Genomic DNA, 17,141 nt, shown 5'->3' with positions numbered 1-17,141 from the left:
CTAGCGCCCAACTCCCTAACCTAAAAGCAACACCACCGCTACCACCAAAAGGATCCCAGCCAGCAGTCGCTGCCAGCTCAAGGGTCGCCGCTGCAACCCCAACCAGCCGAAATGATCCACCAACAGGCTACTCAGCATCTGGGTGGCGATCCCAATCCCAATGGTCAGAGTTGTCCCGGCTTGGATCGCTGCATAGGTTACCAGCAGTACGTAGGATCCCCCTGAGATCCCGCCCAAGTAACTCCACCAAGGACTGAGGCGCAACCCTGCCCAATGCACGTTGCCAAAGCGACCCGAGAGCAACAACACCACCAAAACGGTCGCACCAACAAAAGTAGAGACGACCCCCGCCATCGGCACAGAAGCGGCTGCTTGAGCCAATTTTCCATCCAACTGGTAGCGAATCGGCAGCAGAACTCCACTCAAAATCGCCATTAGCAGAAAACTCAGCCGCCACATGGATCCCAGTATCCTTCAAAGCCTAATCATTCAAGCCCCTAAAGCATAGAGTAGAACTTTTTGATTTCATGCTATAACTGGCTACTTTTTTTAGGTTGGCTTGGAACTCTCCACTCCCCGCAGCAGTCTAAGAAGACAAGGCATCTTAGCCTTTTTTGGCAAGCATTGTAACCTTCAACACGCTATGACTGACCCCGAGCTGCCTTTGCCCTCTTCAGAACAACCCGCTCAGCACAGCTTGGTCTGGTTAGTGGCTGCCGCAGGTGTAACGGTCTTGCTCTGGCAGTTCCCGTGGGGCAATTACATCCTCTATCCCTTTACCATCCTGGCTACCTGGTTCCATGAGATGGGCCATGGCTTGACGGCTCTCCTACTCGGTGGAGATTTTCACCGTCTGGAGATTTATTCCAATGGCTCTGGGTTGGCGTTCCACAGTGGGCAGCTGTTTTTGGGGCCGGTGGGTCGGGCTTTGGTGGCGGCTGGCGGGCCGATGGGGCCACCGATAGCGGGGGCTATTTTCATCCTGGCTTCTCGACGTCAGGGGACAGCCCGCTTGGGGTTGTTGTTTCTCGGATCCCTGTTGTTGCTGTCGGCGGTGATTTGGGTGCGCTCTGGCTTTGGGTTGCTGTTTGTGCCAGCGCTGGGGATCGGGATTTTGGCCCTGGGGCTATGGGCTTCCTCCTGGGTGCGGGGCTTTGCCATTCAATTTCTGGGGGTACAAGCCTGTGTGAGCACCTACCGCCAGCTGGATTACCTGTTTACCGCCACTGCCGTGATCAATGGGCAAGTAATCCACTCCGATTCCAGCCAAATTGCCCAGAACCTGCTGCTGCCCTACTGGTTTTGGGGCGGCCTAATGGCAGTATCTTCTTTGGTCTTGCTGATGACCAGTTTGCAGATGACCTACCGTGACTGATTGGCATGGGGCAAAGCCGCAATTCTGGAAGTGATTCACATCACGCGAAAATCCGTCACAAATCACTGCCCAACAGAGGAAACCGCCGCTACAGTAGTGGGCATGAGGAGTGAGGAGTCCAAGAGTGCATTATGTGGCGAGACATTATCGGGCTGACCCTAGCAGCGACGCTGTTGTTAATCAGCAAAACCACCGCAGATACCGTCGGTCGGGCGCAACCGGAGCTTTTGAAAGAGCCGATGCCCTATGCTTTCCCGGTGGAATGAAGTTGGCCCATGATTTTTAGAGCTAGCCGACCAGAGGCGTAACAGCATTGCCTTTTTGTGCAACACTCATCCTAGAGTCTTTTCGTCAAGCCTGGGATCCCTGATGCGCATAGCTCTGTTTACGGAGACCTTTCTGCCCAAGGTAGATGGCATCGTCACCCGGCTTTGTCATACTGTTCGTCATTTAACAGCCCACGGTAATTCCGTTCTCGTCGTTGCTCCCCAAGGTGCGCCCAGGCGGTTTGCACGGGCGCGGGTTTACGGGATCCCTGGAATGCCGTTGCCTTTGTACCCAGAATTGAAGCTGGCTGCCCCTGGCCCCGCGATTGGTAAGCTGCTGCATCGCTTCCGCCCGGATGTGATCCATGTGGTGAACCCGGCGGTATTGGGGCTGGGGGGGCTCTACTACAGCCAAACGATGGGGATCCCGCTGGTGGCCTCCTACCATACCCATTTGCCCAAGTACCTCAAACATTATGGGCTGGGCTTTTTGGAGGGGGTCTTGTGGAACTTGCTGAAGCTGGGACACAATCTGGCGCGGGTGAATCTCTGCACCTCCACGGCCATGGTGCAGGAGCTGAGCGCTCATGGCATTGAGCGGGTGCAACTGTGGCAGCGGGGGGTGGATACGGAGTTGTTTCATCCGCAGGCCGCCAATTCGGAAATGCGAGATCATCTCACGGCGGGCCAACCGGAACGGCCTCTTTTGCTTTATGTAGGGCGGCTTTCTGCTGAGAAAGAAGTAGGCCGGATCAAGGTGTTGTTGGAGCAGATCCCACAGGCCCGTCTAGCCATTGTTGGGGATGGGCCAGAACGGGGATCCCTGGAGCAGCATTTTGCTGGGCATGATGTGGTGTTCACCGGCTATTTACAAGGGGAATCCCTGGCGGCGGCCTTTGCTTCAGCGGATTTGTTCGTGTTCCCTTCCCGCACCGAGACCTTGGGGCTGGTCTTGTTGGAGGCAATGGCGGCGGGTTGTCCGGTGATCGCGCCTCGTTCTGGGGGTATTACCGATGTGGTGGACAGTGGCCGCAATGGGTTTCTCTTTGAGCCCGATTCGGATAGCGATTTTGTCCATGCCACCCAGCAACTTTTGAGCAGCAGCGGGCAGCGACAGGTGTTTCGGCAACAGGCCCGCCAGGAGGCAGAACGCTGGAGTTGGTCGGCAGCCACGCAACAGTTGGAGGATTACTACCGCACGGTTGTTTCTCAAGGGTAGTTACCCCCGTTGTCGGGGATCCAAAGCATCCCGTAAGCCATCGCCAATGAAGTTAAAGGCTAGCACCGTCAACACGATCAGAACACCTGGAGCAATGGCAATGTGGGGATAGGTGAGAATGTAGGCCCGCCCGTCCGAGAGGATTCCACCCCAAGAAGGTGCGGGAGGACGGATCCCTAAACCCAGAAAAGAAAGTGCCGACTCCAAGATGATGGTGCTGCCCACGCCGAGGCTACCCAAGACAATCACTGGGCCAAGCACATTGGGCAAAATGTGGTGCCAAAGAATGTGGCTGCTTTTTGCTCCACCTGCATAGGCGGCCATGACAAAGTCTCGTTCCCGCAAACTGAGGACATCAGCTCGCACCACGCGTGCGTAGGCAGCCCAAGAGGTTAGCCCAATCACCGTCACCGTAGTAAGTAGACTGGGCCCCAGTACTGCTGCCAACATGATCAGTAGCGCTAATGTGGGGAAGGCCATCAAGGTATCCACCAAGCGCGACAGGAGCAGATCCACCCACCCCCCGAAATAACCGGAAAGGGATCCCACCAAAACCCCTACAGTCACCGCAATCCCCGTTGCCCCCAACCCAACGATCAAAGCAGCACGGGTGCCGAAAATCAAACGGCTGAGCAGATCCCGCCCGACATGGTCAAATCCCAGCCAGTGTTCGACAGAAGGGCCGCGGCCCCGCATCCCGGCAAAGGTCTCAACGGGGGAATAAGGGGCTAGGTGATCGGCAAACAGGGCCACCCCCAACAACAGCACCACATATCCCAATCCGAGCAACGCCAATCGATTGGCTCGGAAGCGTCGCCAGGCTCTTACCCACAGGGGAACAGCCACCGTAGCCCGAGAGCTTGCATCTTCAGGAGTCGCCGCCAAAGGAGGAGCAGAAGTCGGGAAAGCCATAAACCAGCAAAAGTGGAACACACAGGACTAACGAGAGCGAGCCAGCAGCCGCAGTCGGGGATCAATCGCAGCGTAGGTGAGATCTGTGAGCAAATTCACCACCACCACCAAAATGGAGAGTAACATCACAATCGCTTGTGCCACCTGATAATCCAGGCGAAAGACCGAGTCATAGAGCAACCTCCCCAGACCAGGTAAAGCAAACACCGACTCGATGATGAGGGTGCCACTCAGCAGAAAGGCGATGCGAAAACCAATCACTGTCACCACCGGCAATAGAGCGTTGGGTACGGCATGGCCGAACAAAATAGCCCCGTAGGAGAGCCCCTTGCTACGCGCCGTTTTAATGTAGTCCTGAGCAAGGATCTCGATCATCGCCCCCCGCATAACCCGCGCTAGCACCGCCATCTGTTCCGTTGCCAACACTGCCACGGGCAGAATGTATCCCTGCCAGGAACGAAGTCCAAAAGGCGGTAACCAGCGCAACACCACCCCAAACAGCACGATTAACATCAACCCCAACCAAAAATTGGGTACGGCAACTCCCAGAGTTGTTCCAGCCGTAAACAGGTAGTCAAACCAAGAGTTGCGGCGGGATCCAGCGATAATACCGGCGGGAATGGCCACTGCCAAGGCAATCCCCAGTGCCAACAGATTGAGCAAAGCAGTGACGGGCACGGCTTCCCAGATCATGCGGCTAACCGGAACCCCGGTGCGGATGATAGAGGTCCCCAAACTGCCAGTGAGCATTTTGCCCATCCAGATCAGATATTGCTCCCACAAGGGGCGATCTAGACCCCACTGGCGCCGAATGGCCTCTACCTGTGCTTCTGTGATGGGCACCTGACCCTCCCCCAGCAACAAATCCACCGGATCTCCAGGGATCAGGCGAACGATGGCAAAGGTGAACAAACTAATCAACAGAATGACAAGGATCCCTTGCAGGATGCGGGTGAGTAGATATCGGCCCATGCTGTGACCCTCCTAAGTTGATGGGTGGGGATCCCTTAAGCTTCAATCCAAAATTGGTAGCACTTTTTGTAGAGGAAATCGCTAATCAGTGCAGACTCTGGCAATCCCTTAATGCGGCTACTGAAAATCGTAAACCAATCCCAATACATGACAAATAAGAAAGGAACTTCATCCGCAACGATTTGCTGAATTTCCCGATAGTATTCTGCTCGTTTTTCGGGATCCACTTCTTTGCGACCCAAATCCAGCAGCTCATCCACACGAGCATTCTTAAAATTTGACCAGTTGGAACGGCCATCGGAACCTAGGGTGGTGGGTGCATCGGGATCCCCATTGGTGCCGCCGTAGTTCCAGTTGTAGAGGGAGGCATCGACGGTATTGTTGCGTAGCCCAGTCTGGATGGCAGTGATCGGAGCTTCTGAAAGTTGCATGTCGATCCCTACGGCCCGCAGTTGTTGCTGCAAAATCTCTGCTTGTGGCCGACGAGCCTGATCCCCGGTGATGGTTGTGCAGGTGAAGGTGAATTTCTGCCCATCTTTCTCACGGATGCCATCTGCCCCAACAGTCCAACCTGCCTCTTCCAGCAATTCCACAGCTTTGTTGGGGTCGTATTCGTAGCGAGTTACCAATTCGGTGTACCACTGCACCAATGAGGGGGAGAGATTGGAGGTGGCTAAAACCGCTGCCCCTTGCTGTACATCCTGAATTTGGCGGGGCCGATCAAAGGCGTACATCATCGCTTGGCGCACCCGCTTGTCGGAAAGAATCGGGTGGTTGTTGTTCAAAGGGAAGTGGTTCACGCTAAGGCTAGGCGTTTTGAAGGTAGTGTAGTTCTCGGTATCCGCTTCGAAGCGCAGGTTGTCTTCGATCAGCGGCGGCCACACCATCGAGTCTGCTTGGCCGGTTTCCAGAGCAATGGCTCGAACAGAAGCTTCTGGCACAATATCTTGGCGCAGAATATCGATATTGGGGCGACCTCGGAAATGCTCCTCGAAAGCCTCCAGCTCCGTAAACTCTGCCGCGCGCCATTCTTTGAGCTTGAAAGGGCCAGTACCGATTGGTTGGGTTTCAAAAACTTCTTCTCCCACCTCTTCATGATAGTGCTTGGGCACAATGTAGAAGTTGTTGGCTGAAATACGCAGAAACGTGGCGTTGGGTTGCTTTAGGGTAAATACCACCGTGTAGTCATCAGGGATATCGATGCTCTCGATATCTGCTGCCTGACCGATCAATGTAGAGCCGCTATCCGGATCCCCATAAAACTCGTAGGTGTACTTCACATCCTCTGCGGTGAAGTCTTCTCCATCGTGAAATTTTACCCCCTGCCGTAGCTTGAAAGTGTAGGTGAGGCCATCCGCACTGATCTGCCAAGATTCCGCTAGAGCAGGCTGAACCTCAAAGTTCTCATCCACCTCTACCAGGCCATTGTAAAGCTGATAGATCACGAACAGGGGCACATTCCCCACCGCCTTGCCGGGACTCAGGGTAGGAACCTCCTGGTGTCCAACCACCACCATCGTGCCGCCCTGCTGAGGCGTGGCTTGGGCCGTTTGAGAATGACGGAGCCCAGAGGTGGATAAAGCCGCCAACCCGGTTCCAGTTAGGATCCCAGCTTGAAGACCTTGTTTAAGAAATTGCCGCCGACCCCTACGATTGGATCCGGCAACCTGTTGACCCATAGTTCACCTCTTTTCATATAAAGTTCATCAAGTTCTACTGAGGCTAGGTCATCTGAGCGGGGATTGAAGTATCTGCTATTACGAAGTCGAAGTTCGGGAAGATTCTTCTGGAATGGGAAAATGAGGCCAGCCCAATCTTTGAGGAGGCCACAATGGGATCCCCTAATCTACCCCAAGCGCTGCAGGCGACCTTCGAACAACTGGGGGTTCCGAAGCCAGCCTTTTCCTGGCGAGCGGATCCCTGGCTTTCTTTTCCTTGGTCGGTGCAGGTGGGATCTTGGCCTTCTGGAAGCATTCTCTACGGCGAGGCAGATGCGCCTGAGATCGAGTGGGCCCGAGCTTTGTGTCAGTTGCGCCTATCCCACCCACCCATCCCAGTCGCCTACCCACGGGATCCCGAAACGGCCTCTGCAGAAGTGCTCACCTATGCTTGGTGTTTGAACCGGATCCTGCAGGGAGTCGTGTTGGATCGCGCTTTGGAGCAACTGGGTTACGATGCCAACGAGAGCAAACGGCTGACCCAAGAACAGCTCATGGCTCAATCGGAGCAGATCCCGGACTACATCAAGGCTCTGCTGCTGTTGGAACTACTGTATCGAGGGATAGACATCGCCTGGCAAAAGGAGTTACAAGCTGCTTGTGGAGACGATGAAATGCGGGCAGCCCATCAACTGAACATGGCCTGTATTCGCCCTGAAGATCCGGAACGCACCCTGCTGCAAGTTCACCACTTTGGCCTCAGGATCAGCGGATCCCAGGAGGAGCAGCTACGGGCAGGGTTGCAAATTCAACTCTCCGATGGTCGACAAGTTTAGGTGGATACAGGATGATCCCCCTCCACCGCCCGCACCTGATCGACAAAGTATTCTTCTAACGACTGTCGTTGCAAATGCAAATCCGTCACCACTGCCCCCGCCTGATTGAGGATCCCTAGCAATTCCGACAGGGATCCACCCCATTCCCCCGACCAATGGGATCCCTGCAGATGAAAATGCTGGAGGCGCTCACGGAATTGATTGACATCTCCATCGTGCCCCTGCACCCGATAGCTTTCGGTCTGCCCGAGCAATTCATCCAAAGTGCCCTGCTGCACCAATTTGCCGCCGATGATCAGGCCGACCCGGTTGCAGATCACCTCGACATCTCCCAAGATATGGCTATTGAAAAAGACGGTTTTGCCCTGTTGTTTGAGGGATAGGATAATCTCGCGCATTTGGTAGCGGCCCATCGGATCCAACCCGGACATCGGCTCATCCAAAAACACCAGCTCCGGATCGTTGATCAGGGCTTGGGCCATGCCGGTGCGTTGGAGCATCCCTTTGGAGTAGGTGCGCAGTTGTTTTTTACGGGCGGTATCGATGGAAAGCCCCACCAACTCCAGCAGTTGCGGGATCCGTTCTTGCAAAAGGCGGTCGGGCAGCCGAAACACTTTCCCCGCAAAATGTAGAAACTCCCACGCCGTTAAATAGTCGTAAAAATAGGGATTTTCCGGCAAGTACCCCACCTGCTGCTTGATGGAGCGATCCCCCAAGGGTCTGCCCAGCAAGGTACCGCTGCCGCTGGTGGGATCCACAATCCCGAGTAAACATTTGATGGTGGTGGTTTTGCCAGCCCCGTTAGGCCCCAGCAGCCCAAAGGTTTCTCCGCGTGCCACCGTCAAGGAACAATCCTTGAGGGGACTCACCACCTTGTTCATCCAAAAGCCGGTGCGATAGGTTTTGGTCAGGCCTGTAATGGCAATGGCAGGCTCGGTCTTGTGAGCCGATTCTGTTGGTGGGGCAAGGGTCTCGCTCATGGGGAGGTCAGGCTTGAGGAAGAATGGCTAGAAAAGGTAGGCCACAGCCCACCCCTTAGTTTACCCACTTGCCTTGCCCTAGCTTAGGCTTTGTCGCAGCACCTCCTGTAAAAAGGAGGCCAGTTCCCGATTGAGTTGCCCAGAACGGACATATTCGGCGTAGGTATCGGCTTCGATGGAAAGCAGTTCTTCTCGCAACTGTTCAGCGGCGTAGTCTTTGAGCAGAGGATGCTTGCTCTGCAAAGCGCTGATCTCTTCTTCCAAATCGCGGATCCCGCCTTCTACCAGCGCTTTTTGGTACTGGTAAAAATCGACTTCGACTTCAATACGGCCATCCATTTGCATCAAATGCTCCAGCACCCGTTGCAGAGCGGCGCGGCGGGCCAGCTTTTCCATATATTCCTGTTTCAGGGGTTGATCCCCCAAAAGGTCTAGTCCGACTAAGAGGGGCTTCACGGTCAGCCCCTGTACCAACAGCGTAAAGAGCACGACCCCAAAAACAGTGGCGATGATTGCTTCTCGACCGGGCAACGATTCGGGCACACTCAAGGCCAAGGCAATGGAGACCGAGCCGCGTAAGCCTCCCCACCAGAGCACCGTTTGAGCCTTCCAGCTGATCGGTTCTGCTCCAGAAGCCCCTCGGTTGGAGAGCAGCGTCACATTACAGAAACTACTGAGGCCATAAGTAGAAAGGGCACGGGAAATTACCATTGCGGTGATGGCCACCCCGATTGGGATCAAGTTCTCCCCCAAAATGCTGTACTGGATCTGATCTCCAATCAGCAAAAACACAATGGAATTCACAAAGAAAGCGAGAAATTCCCAAAATTCACTCACGATCAAACGGGTGCGGGGATTCATGCCAATTCGGGATCCAAAATTGCCCAAAATCAGCCCAGTGGTCACCACCCCAATCACGCCGGATCCCCCCAATTCTTCCACCACCAAATAGGTGCCGTAGGCAGCAATTAAAGTCAGGGATTGCTCTACTAGGGGCAGATCAAACCGTTGTGTCAAATAGGAGATGCCGAACCCGACCAGTGCCCCCATGCCGACACCAATCCCGACCACCGTAAAGACCCGCAGCACCGTCACCTGCAGATCAAAAGTTTCGATTCCCAACGGGATCCCGACCAACAGGCCAAAAGCCACCACCGCCACCCCATCGTTGAACAGACTTTCGCCTTCCATCAGAGTTTTGATGCGCTCTCCTACCCCCAGCTCTCGAAACAGGGCAATCACCGAAACCGGATCCGTGGCCGATAGGCTTGCTCCGATCAACAAAGCCAGCGACAAGGGGATCCCGGCCCACTGCGCCAACCCTAAGCCAATACCCATGACGGAGATGATCACCCCCACGACTGCAAAGAGGGTAATCGGGAACAGATCCCGGCGCAGATCCCTCCACTTCAGGTTCCAAGCCGCTTCAAACAGCAACGGCGGCAAGAAAATGGTTAGGATCAGCTCCGGCGAGAGATTCACCAAGCGCACATCCACTAGCGCCAAGGCTGCCCCGACGATCACCAGCAGCAGGGTATAGGGGATCTGCCGTACCCAGCGAAACACCTGCGGTAAGGTGGCCACACTTAGAGAGACAGTCAGCACCAGCAAAAACCGCTCCAGATTGGCTTTGATCACCTCTGATTCCAAGGCATCCAGCACCTCCGACTCCGCTAAAGTTGCCAGAGCAGTGGCTAAGACCTGAGGCGAGAAATGGCAATTGAGGTTGAAACCGGCCAACGGGATCCCGTCTAGCATGAAGCACTCGCAGTGACATTCGGGATCCAGCCTACCCAAATCTGCACGGTGCGGCTGACCTGTTGAATCTTGCCAGAAAAGTCAGCTCAAGAGGGGCTTAAGAGGAAAAAAACAGATATTTGATAAAGCCAGAGACCACACCCACTACAAGAGCAACGATTGCACCTCGACTGACGAATTCCTGTTGCTCCAACCGTTTGCCATAGCCATCCATCTTGCCGCTCAATTCAGCAATTTTGCCTTCAAGCCCAGTCTGAGCAAGGCTGATTTTGGCTTCCAGTTCAGTTCGGCTCAGGTCAATCTTGGCTTCTAACTCCTTCCGGCTCAGGTCGATCTTGGCTTCTAACTCGTTCCGGGTCAGGTTAATCTTGGCTTCTAGCTCGTTCCGGGTCAGGTCGATCTTGGCTTCTAGCTCAGTCCGAGCTAAACCGATCTCAGCCTGCAACTCCGTTTTAACTAATCGAACCTCATTCTTGAGTTCAGTAATTTGATTCTCGAACTTTCGATCAAATCCATCTAACTTTTTGTCTAAAGCCAGGATGAGATCTTTGATCTCTTGATTTGAGTCCGACATATTGATAACTGAACCTAGATGCCTTGAGTATAGCCCCGGAGAAACATCTAGATGAGCAGAGCTCAACAAACCAGACATAGATCCCTATTCTTCAAGCCTTAGCCCGTTGTCGTTGACGGTAGAGGATCCCTGTACCCAGGGCCAGAGCAATGCCGATCAACAGCCACTCTTCTGGCTCCGGTACCCCTGTGACCGTAAAGGGCGAGAACGGTTGCGTTAGGGTCTCGGTGCCGGTTTCCACCTCCCGCTCAAAGCGATCTGCGGCGGCTTCGGCCTCGGCAAGGGCTTGTCGTTGCCGGTCATTGACTAGCACCAACATCGAGGAAAAAGGCGTGACGATATCCTGTTCTTTGGCAATGGTATGGATGCGATCCAAATCGGCCAGGGTGCGCTCCGGGGTTTGGCGGCTCATGTACCGGATCCAATAGCGGGCCGCCAAGGGGGCAAAGAAGGGATCCCCTTCTTCCTCTGCTGGCTTTGTTTGGACTTCTGTCTGGGTTTCTGTTTGCACCTGCCAACGGTACCCATCCAAGACGGTGGATCCCAGGCTGAGTTGGGTTTCCAGTCGGGTCATCAGGGTTTGAAGGTTGGTATCCACGCCCCCATCGGTATCGGTGATTGCCTCCAGTACCGGGTCATCATAGGCCGCAGGCACATCTCCCAAATGCAGGATCCACAAGGGGGCCGCTAACGGGGGCAAGGGATCCCCTTGGGAACGTTCATAACTGCCGGTATCGGTCACGAGCACAACGGCATCGTAGGAGCGGCTGTTTTGCAGGCTATGAAACTGATGCAAAATCTCCTGAAGGGTCAGGGATCCGTACAGGGTCAGGGTTTGGGCCTGCAATTGCCGGATCTCTCCCAAAAAGCGGGGACTCATGCCCTCGGCAGAACTGACGTACACATCCACCTGATTTTGCGGCAAGAAAAGAGCATCCAACCACAAAAAAGTTTCCCGCAGGGATCCCCGTTGCTGCCACATGCTGTAGGAGGTATCCAAAACCAGGGCGAAATGCCGGTTTTTGGGGATCCGTTGCTCTGCAAAAGGCTGAGCCGTAAGGGTGGTCGGTGGGTCACTGGTGAGGGTGATCTGATGGGATTGGGGCTGTACCGTCCCACTGACGTAAGGGGGAAACCATGACTCGGTCAGAGAGCTAACTGGTTCGCCGTTTTGCCAACGCTCGGTTTGGCGTGTCCAGTAGATATTGCGCTGCTCCAATAGGTGCGGCAGCGGCCATCCCCCCGGCTGAGCCATGACTTGATAGGTCATCCACAGGTGCATTTGACCCGGGATCCAGCCACCGGCTCCTTGAGGATCATAGGTTCTGGGGGGAACGGGGAACGCCCGCAGACGGTATTGTTGGGGGCCCACCTGCTCCAGTAGGGCCGGATCCACCTGGCGACGCACCTCCTGGGTGTAGACCTGTTGGGCTGCTCCACGCGGGGCCACCACATGGGAGAAGCGTTGTGCCAAGTTTTCGGTTTCTCCAAGCCAGAGGCCGGTAATAACAGCACTTTCGGGCAAAGAAAAAGCGTAAAAAACCTCCTGCTGCTCCCAGGTATTGTTTTCGTACCGTTCGTGGATCTCAACTTGAGCGATATCCCCCTGAGATTGAACCGTCACCTCCTGTTTGGCCAGCCAAACCCGTTTTTGGTCGATATCCAAAAGGCCCGCCTGCACCTGATCCCTGTTGAGGGTGGCATTTAGGGCCTGACGAATGGTTTCGCTCTCGGCTTTTTGGATCGGCTCATCGAAAAATTGTTCGTAAAGCTGAGCGGCTTTGGGTTGATCCTCCAGGGATCCGTCATATAAAAAGGGTGAAAACAAGGTGTTGTGAACCGCCTGAATTTTCTCCCCGATGGGTCGGGGTAAGCGAAATATATCATGGTAAAGCTCCCGCAGATTTTGGGCTTCAGTACGGGTGCTGAGATAGCGGTAGGGAGATAGATAGGCATTTAATAAACCATCCCGAATTCGGTCAGACTGCTGGATCAGTTCCTGACGAGCTTGATCGGTGGTGGGTGGATTCTCCAGTAATGTAAAGGCATGAACTTGAGGTTGGGTTTGCAGCGTTAGAAATAGCCCCATCCACACACCCAAAACGGCAATCGATCCGGCAAAAACGCGAGGGGATCCCCATCTGATGGCAAGCTGCACTAACTTCCCCCAGCCGGAACGCAAATACAAGCTAGTCATGGCAAGGGGCAGCAGGATAAAGATCAATCCGCCTGCTCCCAAAACCAGCAACATGCTGCTGTAGATGAGCAGGAAAAAAGGCAGGGCTTTCCAGGGGGTGTATTGCAGGCTAGACACCCATTCAAACCGGAAAAAGCCGACCACCCATTCGATCACCCCTTTGACAAAGATCATGGCAATGGGAGGCACATACAGACTCAAGAGGATCCCGCCATACAGTCCGGTGGTGAGCAGCAAACTATGCCCAGTGAGTTGTAACCAACTACCCCAGCGGCCCCAGGTTTTGGTAGGCCAGGCCAAGTCCACACCATAGGCCAGCAGCGCCAACAAGAAGGTGACCACCATGAACAGGCTAGAAAGAGGCATTTGTCGAAAGACAAACAGCCGAATTAAACATAGCAAAATCAGCGGTGCCTCTAGGCCAAAAAATAGCCGCATCAATTGCCCTGGTTTTTTGAGATAGCGAATCAGTCCCCAGATCGAACACCCCACCGGCACCAGCATTAGCAGAAGAATCGTCAAGAAAAGATTGAGATTGAAATTTTCTTGCCCAATGGCAATGAGAAATGAAAATCCGATAAATGGAAGAAACCCTAGATATACCAAGGCCAGGGATCCCGCATTCCAGCTCCAGAAAATGCCGTAACAGGCCCAGTTAAACAGTCGTCGCATCCAACTGATTTTTTGAGGCTCAGGAGTAGCAGCAGTCATGATAGGGATCCCTGGGTTGCAAGTGTAGGATGGAGAAGTATTCAATAAATGAAAGGGTTAACTTACGCTAAAATTCAATATCTCTTGAGCGCCTAAAACCAGCTCTGAAAAAAATCCTAGACTGAACTGGGTCATTCGCACGAAATTGCTGAGCTTGATACCGATCGTCTATCAACTGATAGATGCTAACCGTTGGCTGCTTGGGATCCCCGATGAATCGTTTTCCATCCAAAGCTCGATAATCGACGATCCAGTATTCTCGGATCCCCATGGCTTCATAATCCTCCAGCTTGCGGGCGTAATCATCCTGCCCATTAGTACTGGCAATCTCAACCACAAGAGGAGCTGAGGATCCATATATAATCGTCGAGGCTGTTTTCCAAAGGGGTTCTTTTTGCAGGGCCTGTCGATCCAAAACGATCACGTCCGGTAGATAAGCATCTGTTGCGCTTTCTGGCTTGACACAGCAGCTTTTGGGGATGAAGTAGGGTAATGACAGCCGTTCAATTTCTCGATCCAGTTTGCGCGTAATCAAACCCGCCAATTCTTCATGATCTCCAATGGGCCGCATTTCCACTAGCTCACCATCGATCAACTCATAGCGGCTGCCATCGTTGGGATACCAGTCTAAGAATTCTTCAAAGGTTAATTTTTGGATTTGCTGGAGTTCGCGTGCCATCGGTTTTCTCAACAAAAATAGTTATGACTAAAAGACAGACTCTAATGCAGTTTGGAGCTGAAGGGCCAACGACTGAATTTCAGGTTCATTTGGAGAATAGGATCCCTCCAAAACGCCTGAGACCAAAACCCAACGGGGATCCGTTTTCTGTATTGCCCCTTGCAGTTCTGCTCCAATTCGACTGAGGAGATTATCTGTTGTCCCCTGGGCCGATTGAAACCAATAAAAGCCTGAACTGGTCACAGCAGATCCTGGGATCCCTTGCTCTAACGTTAACCAGCGGGCCTTAAGAGCAGGATTCAGCTCTACCGGGATCATCTTGACCACCCGTAAACCACTAGCCGCCCAACAGAGTTCGGGGGCATGGTGCTGTCGCCAACTGCTGCTCCCCACCAAAAGCAGGGATCCCTGCACAGTGCCGGTATCGAAGTGGGTTTTCACAACGGTTGTGCCCGCTTGTGGGCGAAAGAAGTCTTGTTCAGCAGCTGTCAAGTCCAGTGGGGTTGTCACCCAGGTGAGGGATCCCATTTGCAAAGCGTGCAGATCCAATGCCTGCGGGATCCCCACTGATGGAGGTAGCCGAAGGGATCCCAGCCAAAGCAGGGGTAAAACCAGCCATACCCCCCAGGGGGCCGATTTTGGGGAAGCCGTTGAACGGGGCCCGTTCTCAGAAGGGGCTATTTCCCCAGCGGGTACCCATTGCAAAGCCAGCCAGCTCAGCCCACAGGCCCCCACAAACCCCAACACCCCCAAGGGCACATGCAGCAGTTCCGCCAGTTGCGGCTGCGCCAGCCCATACCCCACCTCCACCAACGCCCACACCCGCAAGATATTGGCCATCATCAGGGCAACTAGGGTGAAACTGGCCACCCCTAGCCAAAGCCAGCCCATGCGCCGACCTTCCAGCCAGGTGGCCCCTAACAAAAAGCACCCGCCCACCCACAGTCCCTTCAGGCCGCTACAGGGCAGATCCACATGGGCAATGCCGTTCTCCAGCAGAATAATGTCGTGGGAAGAAATAGCGGCAACGCCCCTGGCTTTGAGCAACTGCTCCACCACCTGAGCCGTTACCAGCCGGGCCGGAAACCCCAAACCATTACCAAACGCCCCGCCAAAAGGCAGCAACACGGATATCCCCAGAGCAAAGGGTAACCCTCGCCACCACAGGGATCCAGGCAACCCCAACCCCAGCAATCCATAGAGACCCCAACTGAGTTGAAGCGACTGCCCGATGCTCTCCGGCAGGGATCCCCCCACATAGGGCACCACACCCGCTGCCAGCAACATCCCCAGGGATCCCCAGTGGCAGACCGGCTCCAGCCTCAGCCCCTTAGGCTTTGCCCCGGCCCACAGGATTACCCAGCCCAACCCCGCCAGCAGCCACAGGATTAAACTCAGCCGGGATCCCAGTTCCCCCAGCCATTCCGTCAGGGATCCCCAGTGGATGACCAACCAGGAAGCAGTCAGCACTCCCGGAACAAGCCAGCTCTTTATGGGTGTGGACGGGATCCCAGATTCTTCTGGCTCTGGGATCCCTGGCTCTGGCCTCAACACATCCACTCACTCCTCCTGCCTAGCTCGGGAAGGCTGCTTTGGGTTATAGCCTCAAGGTAGGGGATCCCGCGTGAGTCAGATCACAACCCCGTTAGATTTCTAGCTTTTGGGTAAGGGATCCCTGCGCTACTGGAATCAGGGGTTTTGGCCTCGCGCAAGACATCAGAACTGCCTCAACAGAGTAGCCAAATGGGCCAGTCATTGATGAGTTGAGGTGCTTTAGCTTGGGCCTAGCCCTGGCCAGCATGGCCCATGAGACCCAATATTCGCAGCTATTTCGTAGCTAAAGGATCCAAGGGGTTTGACATGTCTCCGTTGGCTTGTGTGACGAGGCGCTGTTCCCGTCTGGGAAGGCACCCAAGGCCATCTATGCTGTATATCCTTACAAACTGCGTATTATCCAAAATATCCTTTGGGCAAAGGAAAACCTATGATCTCATCGGTTGCCCAAAGCGTGATCTGGTGGGTACTATATGCGCATTCAGATTGCTAGCAAGAGCTGGGTGTGGGATGTCTTGCCGTTTATCCTTGCAAATTGCGGGATATACTACCGTTGCAGGTTACTCGTGCAGTTTAATCACTGGTTATGCGGCTCAAGGTTATCTGTGGGGGCGCAACCGAAAGACCATTAGTGTGACACTTAAATCACAATCAGAAAGTGCCTGGTATGGGTCACGTTTTCAAACCAAGTACAATACCAACTGTTAACGAGTATGTGTCAGGCTTATCTGCGATCGGTTCTCGTATCAATGAATCACAGCTTCGTTTATTACAAGAGCAGTATTACGCCCCAAATCGTACTGTTACAGCGACCCAACTTGCAGAGCTAATAGGCATTGAGAGCGGACGTGGCACGGTCAATCTGCTATACGGTCGGCTAGGACGGTTATTCTGCGAAGCAACAGGGTTTGAGCCAAGTCAGCGAGAAATTGGTACACATCGATGGTGGTCTGTGTGGTCTAGTGGATACGAAGAGCGTAATCCCTATCGATTTTTTTGGGAAATGCATCCAGAAGTTGCAGAAGCTCTCGAAGCTTTGGGTTGGGTTACGCCTGAACGTTCTTCATCGGTCACGTTTCCTGATGAAGTTGATGAAACTACAGTTTTCCGCGAAGGCGCAGTCTGCAAAGTTTCAGTTAATGCTTATGAACGCAGTCCTCAAGCTCGTCAAAGATGCATAGCTTACTATGGAACAAGTTGCTTTGCCTGTGGATTCAATTTTGGTCAGGTTTTCGGAGAATTAGGTGAGGGGTTTATTCACGTACACCATCTCTGTCCCATTTCTGAAATTGCCGAAGAGTACGAGGTTGATCCTGTCAAAGAGGCTCTCCTGGACTTATGGTGATCAAGGATTACTAAGGCCAGAAAGCTGCTAATAATCTGGCTCTGAAGTTAGTAATGTTGGTAAACCCATACCCTTGTCGCTTGATTACCTTGATCCGGTTGTTGA

Annotated in this window: 16 protein-coding genes; 5 read left to right on the top strand and 11 right to left on the bottom strand. The window is 53.9% G+C overall.

The window, feature by feature from the left end; translation table 11 throughout:
• Positions 1–15: 15 nt before the first annotated feature.
• Positions 16–459, bottom strand: a complete 444-nt coding sequence (locus JX360_RS09020; RefSeq protein ID WP_244350326.1) for a DMT family transporter — start codon at positions 457–459, stop codon at positions 16–18.
• A gap of 184 nt (positions 460–643) precedes the next feature.
• Between JX360_RS09020 and JX360_RS09015 the strand changes: the two genes are divergently transcribed.
• From JX360_RS09015 to JX360_RS09010, 3 genes are all read left to right on the top strand, one after another.
• Positions 644–1,375: a M50 family metallopeptidase gene (locus JX360_RS09015; RefSeq protein WP_244350325.1), complete on the top strand. Its 732-nt coding sequence runs from the start codon at positions 644–646 to the stop codon at positions 1,373–1,375.
• A gap of 131 nt (positions 1,376–1,506) precedes the next feature.
• Complete coding sequence (locus JX360_RS17570; protein ID WP_279611377.1) at positions 1,507–1,641, top strand: hypothetical protein; 135 nt, start codon at positions 1,507–1,509, stop codon at positions 1,639–1,641.
• Positions 1,642–1,744: 103 nt separating this feature from the next.
• A complete protein-coding gene (locus tag JX360_RS09010) occupies positions 1,745–2,860 on the top strand; it encodes a glycosyltransferase family 4 protein (protein WP_244350324.1) in 1,116 nt (371 codons plus the stop codon).
• Here the strand turns inward: JX360_RS09010 and JX360_RS09005 are convergent, their stop codons facing one another.
• The 3 genes from JX360_RS09005 to JX360_RS08995 are packed head-to-tail and all read right to left on the bottom strand — an operon-like array spanning position 2,861 to position 6,423.
• A complete protein-coding gene (locus tag JX360_RS09005) occupies positions 2,861–3,772 on the bottom strand; it encodes an ABC transporter permease (protein ID WP_244350323.1) in 912 nt (303 codons plus the stop codon).
• A gap of 27 nt (positions 3,773–3,799) precedes the next feature.
• A complete protein-coding gene (locus tag JX360_RS09000; protein WP_244350322.1) occupies positions 3,800–4,744 on the bottom strand; it encodes an ABC transporter permease in 945 nt (314 codons plus the stop codon).
• A gap of 35 nt (positions 4,745–4,779) precedes the next feature.
• Positions 4,780–6,423: an ABC transporter substrate-binding protein gene (locus tag JX360_RS08995; protein ID WP_244350321.1), complete on the bottom strand. Its 1,644-nt coding sequence runs from the start codon at positions 6,421–6,423 to the stop codon at positions 4,780–4,782.
• A 152-nt stretch (positions 6,424–6,575) separates the two neighbouring features.
• On the opposite strand from JX360_RS08995, the gene JX360_RS08990 reads away from it, so the two are divergent.
• Positions 6,576–7,238 carry a hypothetical protein gene (locus JX360_RS08990; protein WP_244350320.1) on the top strand — a complete coding sequence of 221 codons (663 nt, stop codon included), beginning with the start codon at positions 6,576–6,578 and terminating at the stop codon, positions 7,236–7,238.
• Here the strand turns inward: JX360_RS08990 and JX360_RS08985 are convergent.
• From JX360_RS08985 to xrtO, 6 genes are all read right to left on the bottom strand, one after another.
• Complete coding sequence (locus JX360_RS08985) at positions 7,235–8,218, bottom strand: ABC transporter ATP-binding protein (RefSeq protein ID WP_244350319.1); 984 nt, start codon at positions 8,216–8,218, stop codon at positions 7,235–7,237. The two genes, JX360_RS08990 and JX360_RS08985, sit on opposite strands and share 4 nt — an antisense overlap.
• A gap of 78 nt (positions 8,219–8,296) precedes the next feature.
• A complete protein-coding gene (locus tag JX360_RS08980) occupies positions 8,297–9,976 on the bottom strand; it encodes a Na+/H+ antiporter (protein ID WP_244350318.1) in 1,680 nt (559 codons plus the stop codon).
• Between the two features lie 97 nt (positions 9,977–10,073).
• Positions 10,074–10,628 (bottom strand): hypothetical protein, encoded by a 555-nt coding sequence (locus tag JX360_RS08975; RefSeq protein WP_244350317.1) that lies wholly within the window; start codon positions 10,626–10,628, stop codon positions 10,074–10,076.
• A gap of 13 nt (positions 10,629–10,641) precedes the next feature.
• Positions 10,642–13,458: a TIGR02921 family PEP-CTERM protein gene (locus JX360_RS08970; RefSeq protein WP_244350316.1), complete on the bottom strand. Its 2,817-nt coding sequence runs from the start codon at positions 13,456–13,458 to the stop codon at positions 10,642–10,644.
• A gap of 67 nt (positions 13,459–13,525) precedes the next feature.
• Entirely contained in the window at positions 13,526–14,137 is a 612-nt protein-coding gene (locus tag JX360_RS08965) for a Uma2 family endonuclease (protein WP_244350315.1), read from the bottom strand.
• Positions 14,138–14,164: 27 nt separating this feature from the next.
• Positions 14,165–15,697 carry an exosortase O gene (xrtO, locus tag JX360_RS08960; protein WP_244350314.1) on the bottom strand — a complete coding sequence of 511 codons (1,533 nt, stop codon included), beginning with the start codon at positions 15,695–15,697 and terminating at the stop codon, positions 14,165–14,167.
• 661 nt (positions 15,698–16,358) lie between these two features.
• Between xrtO and JX360_RS08955 the strand changes: the two genes are divergently transcribed.
• Entirely contained in the window at positions 16,359–17,036 is a 678-nt protein-coding gene (locus JX360_RS08955; protein ID WP_244350313.1) for an HNH endonuclease, read from the top strand.
• A gap of 10 nt (positions 17,037–17,046) precedes the next feature.
• Here the strand turns inward: JX360_RS08955 and JX360_RS17925 are convergent, their stop codons facing one another.
• Positions 17,047–17,130, bottom strand: coding sequence for a hypothetical protein (locus JX360_RS17925; protein ID WP_425244331.1), 84 nt, complete (start codon positions 17,128–17,130; stop codon positions 17,047–17,049).
• Positions 17,131–17,141: the final 11 nt, after the last annotated feature.

This window comes from Thermostichus vulcanus str. 'Rupite' (assembly GCF_022848905.1).
GTDB lineage: Bacteria > Cyanobacteriota > Cyanobacteriia > Thermostichales > Thermostichaceae > Thermostichus > Thermostichus vulcanus_A.
The sequence above is the reverse complement of the archived record's forward strand: the minus strand, read 5'-3'. Positions and strand labels throughout refer to the sequence as shown.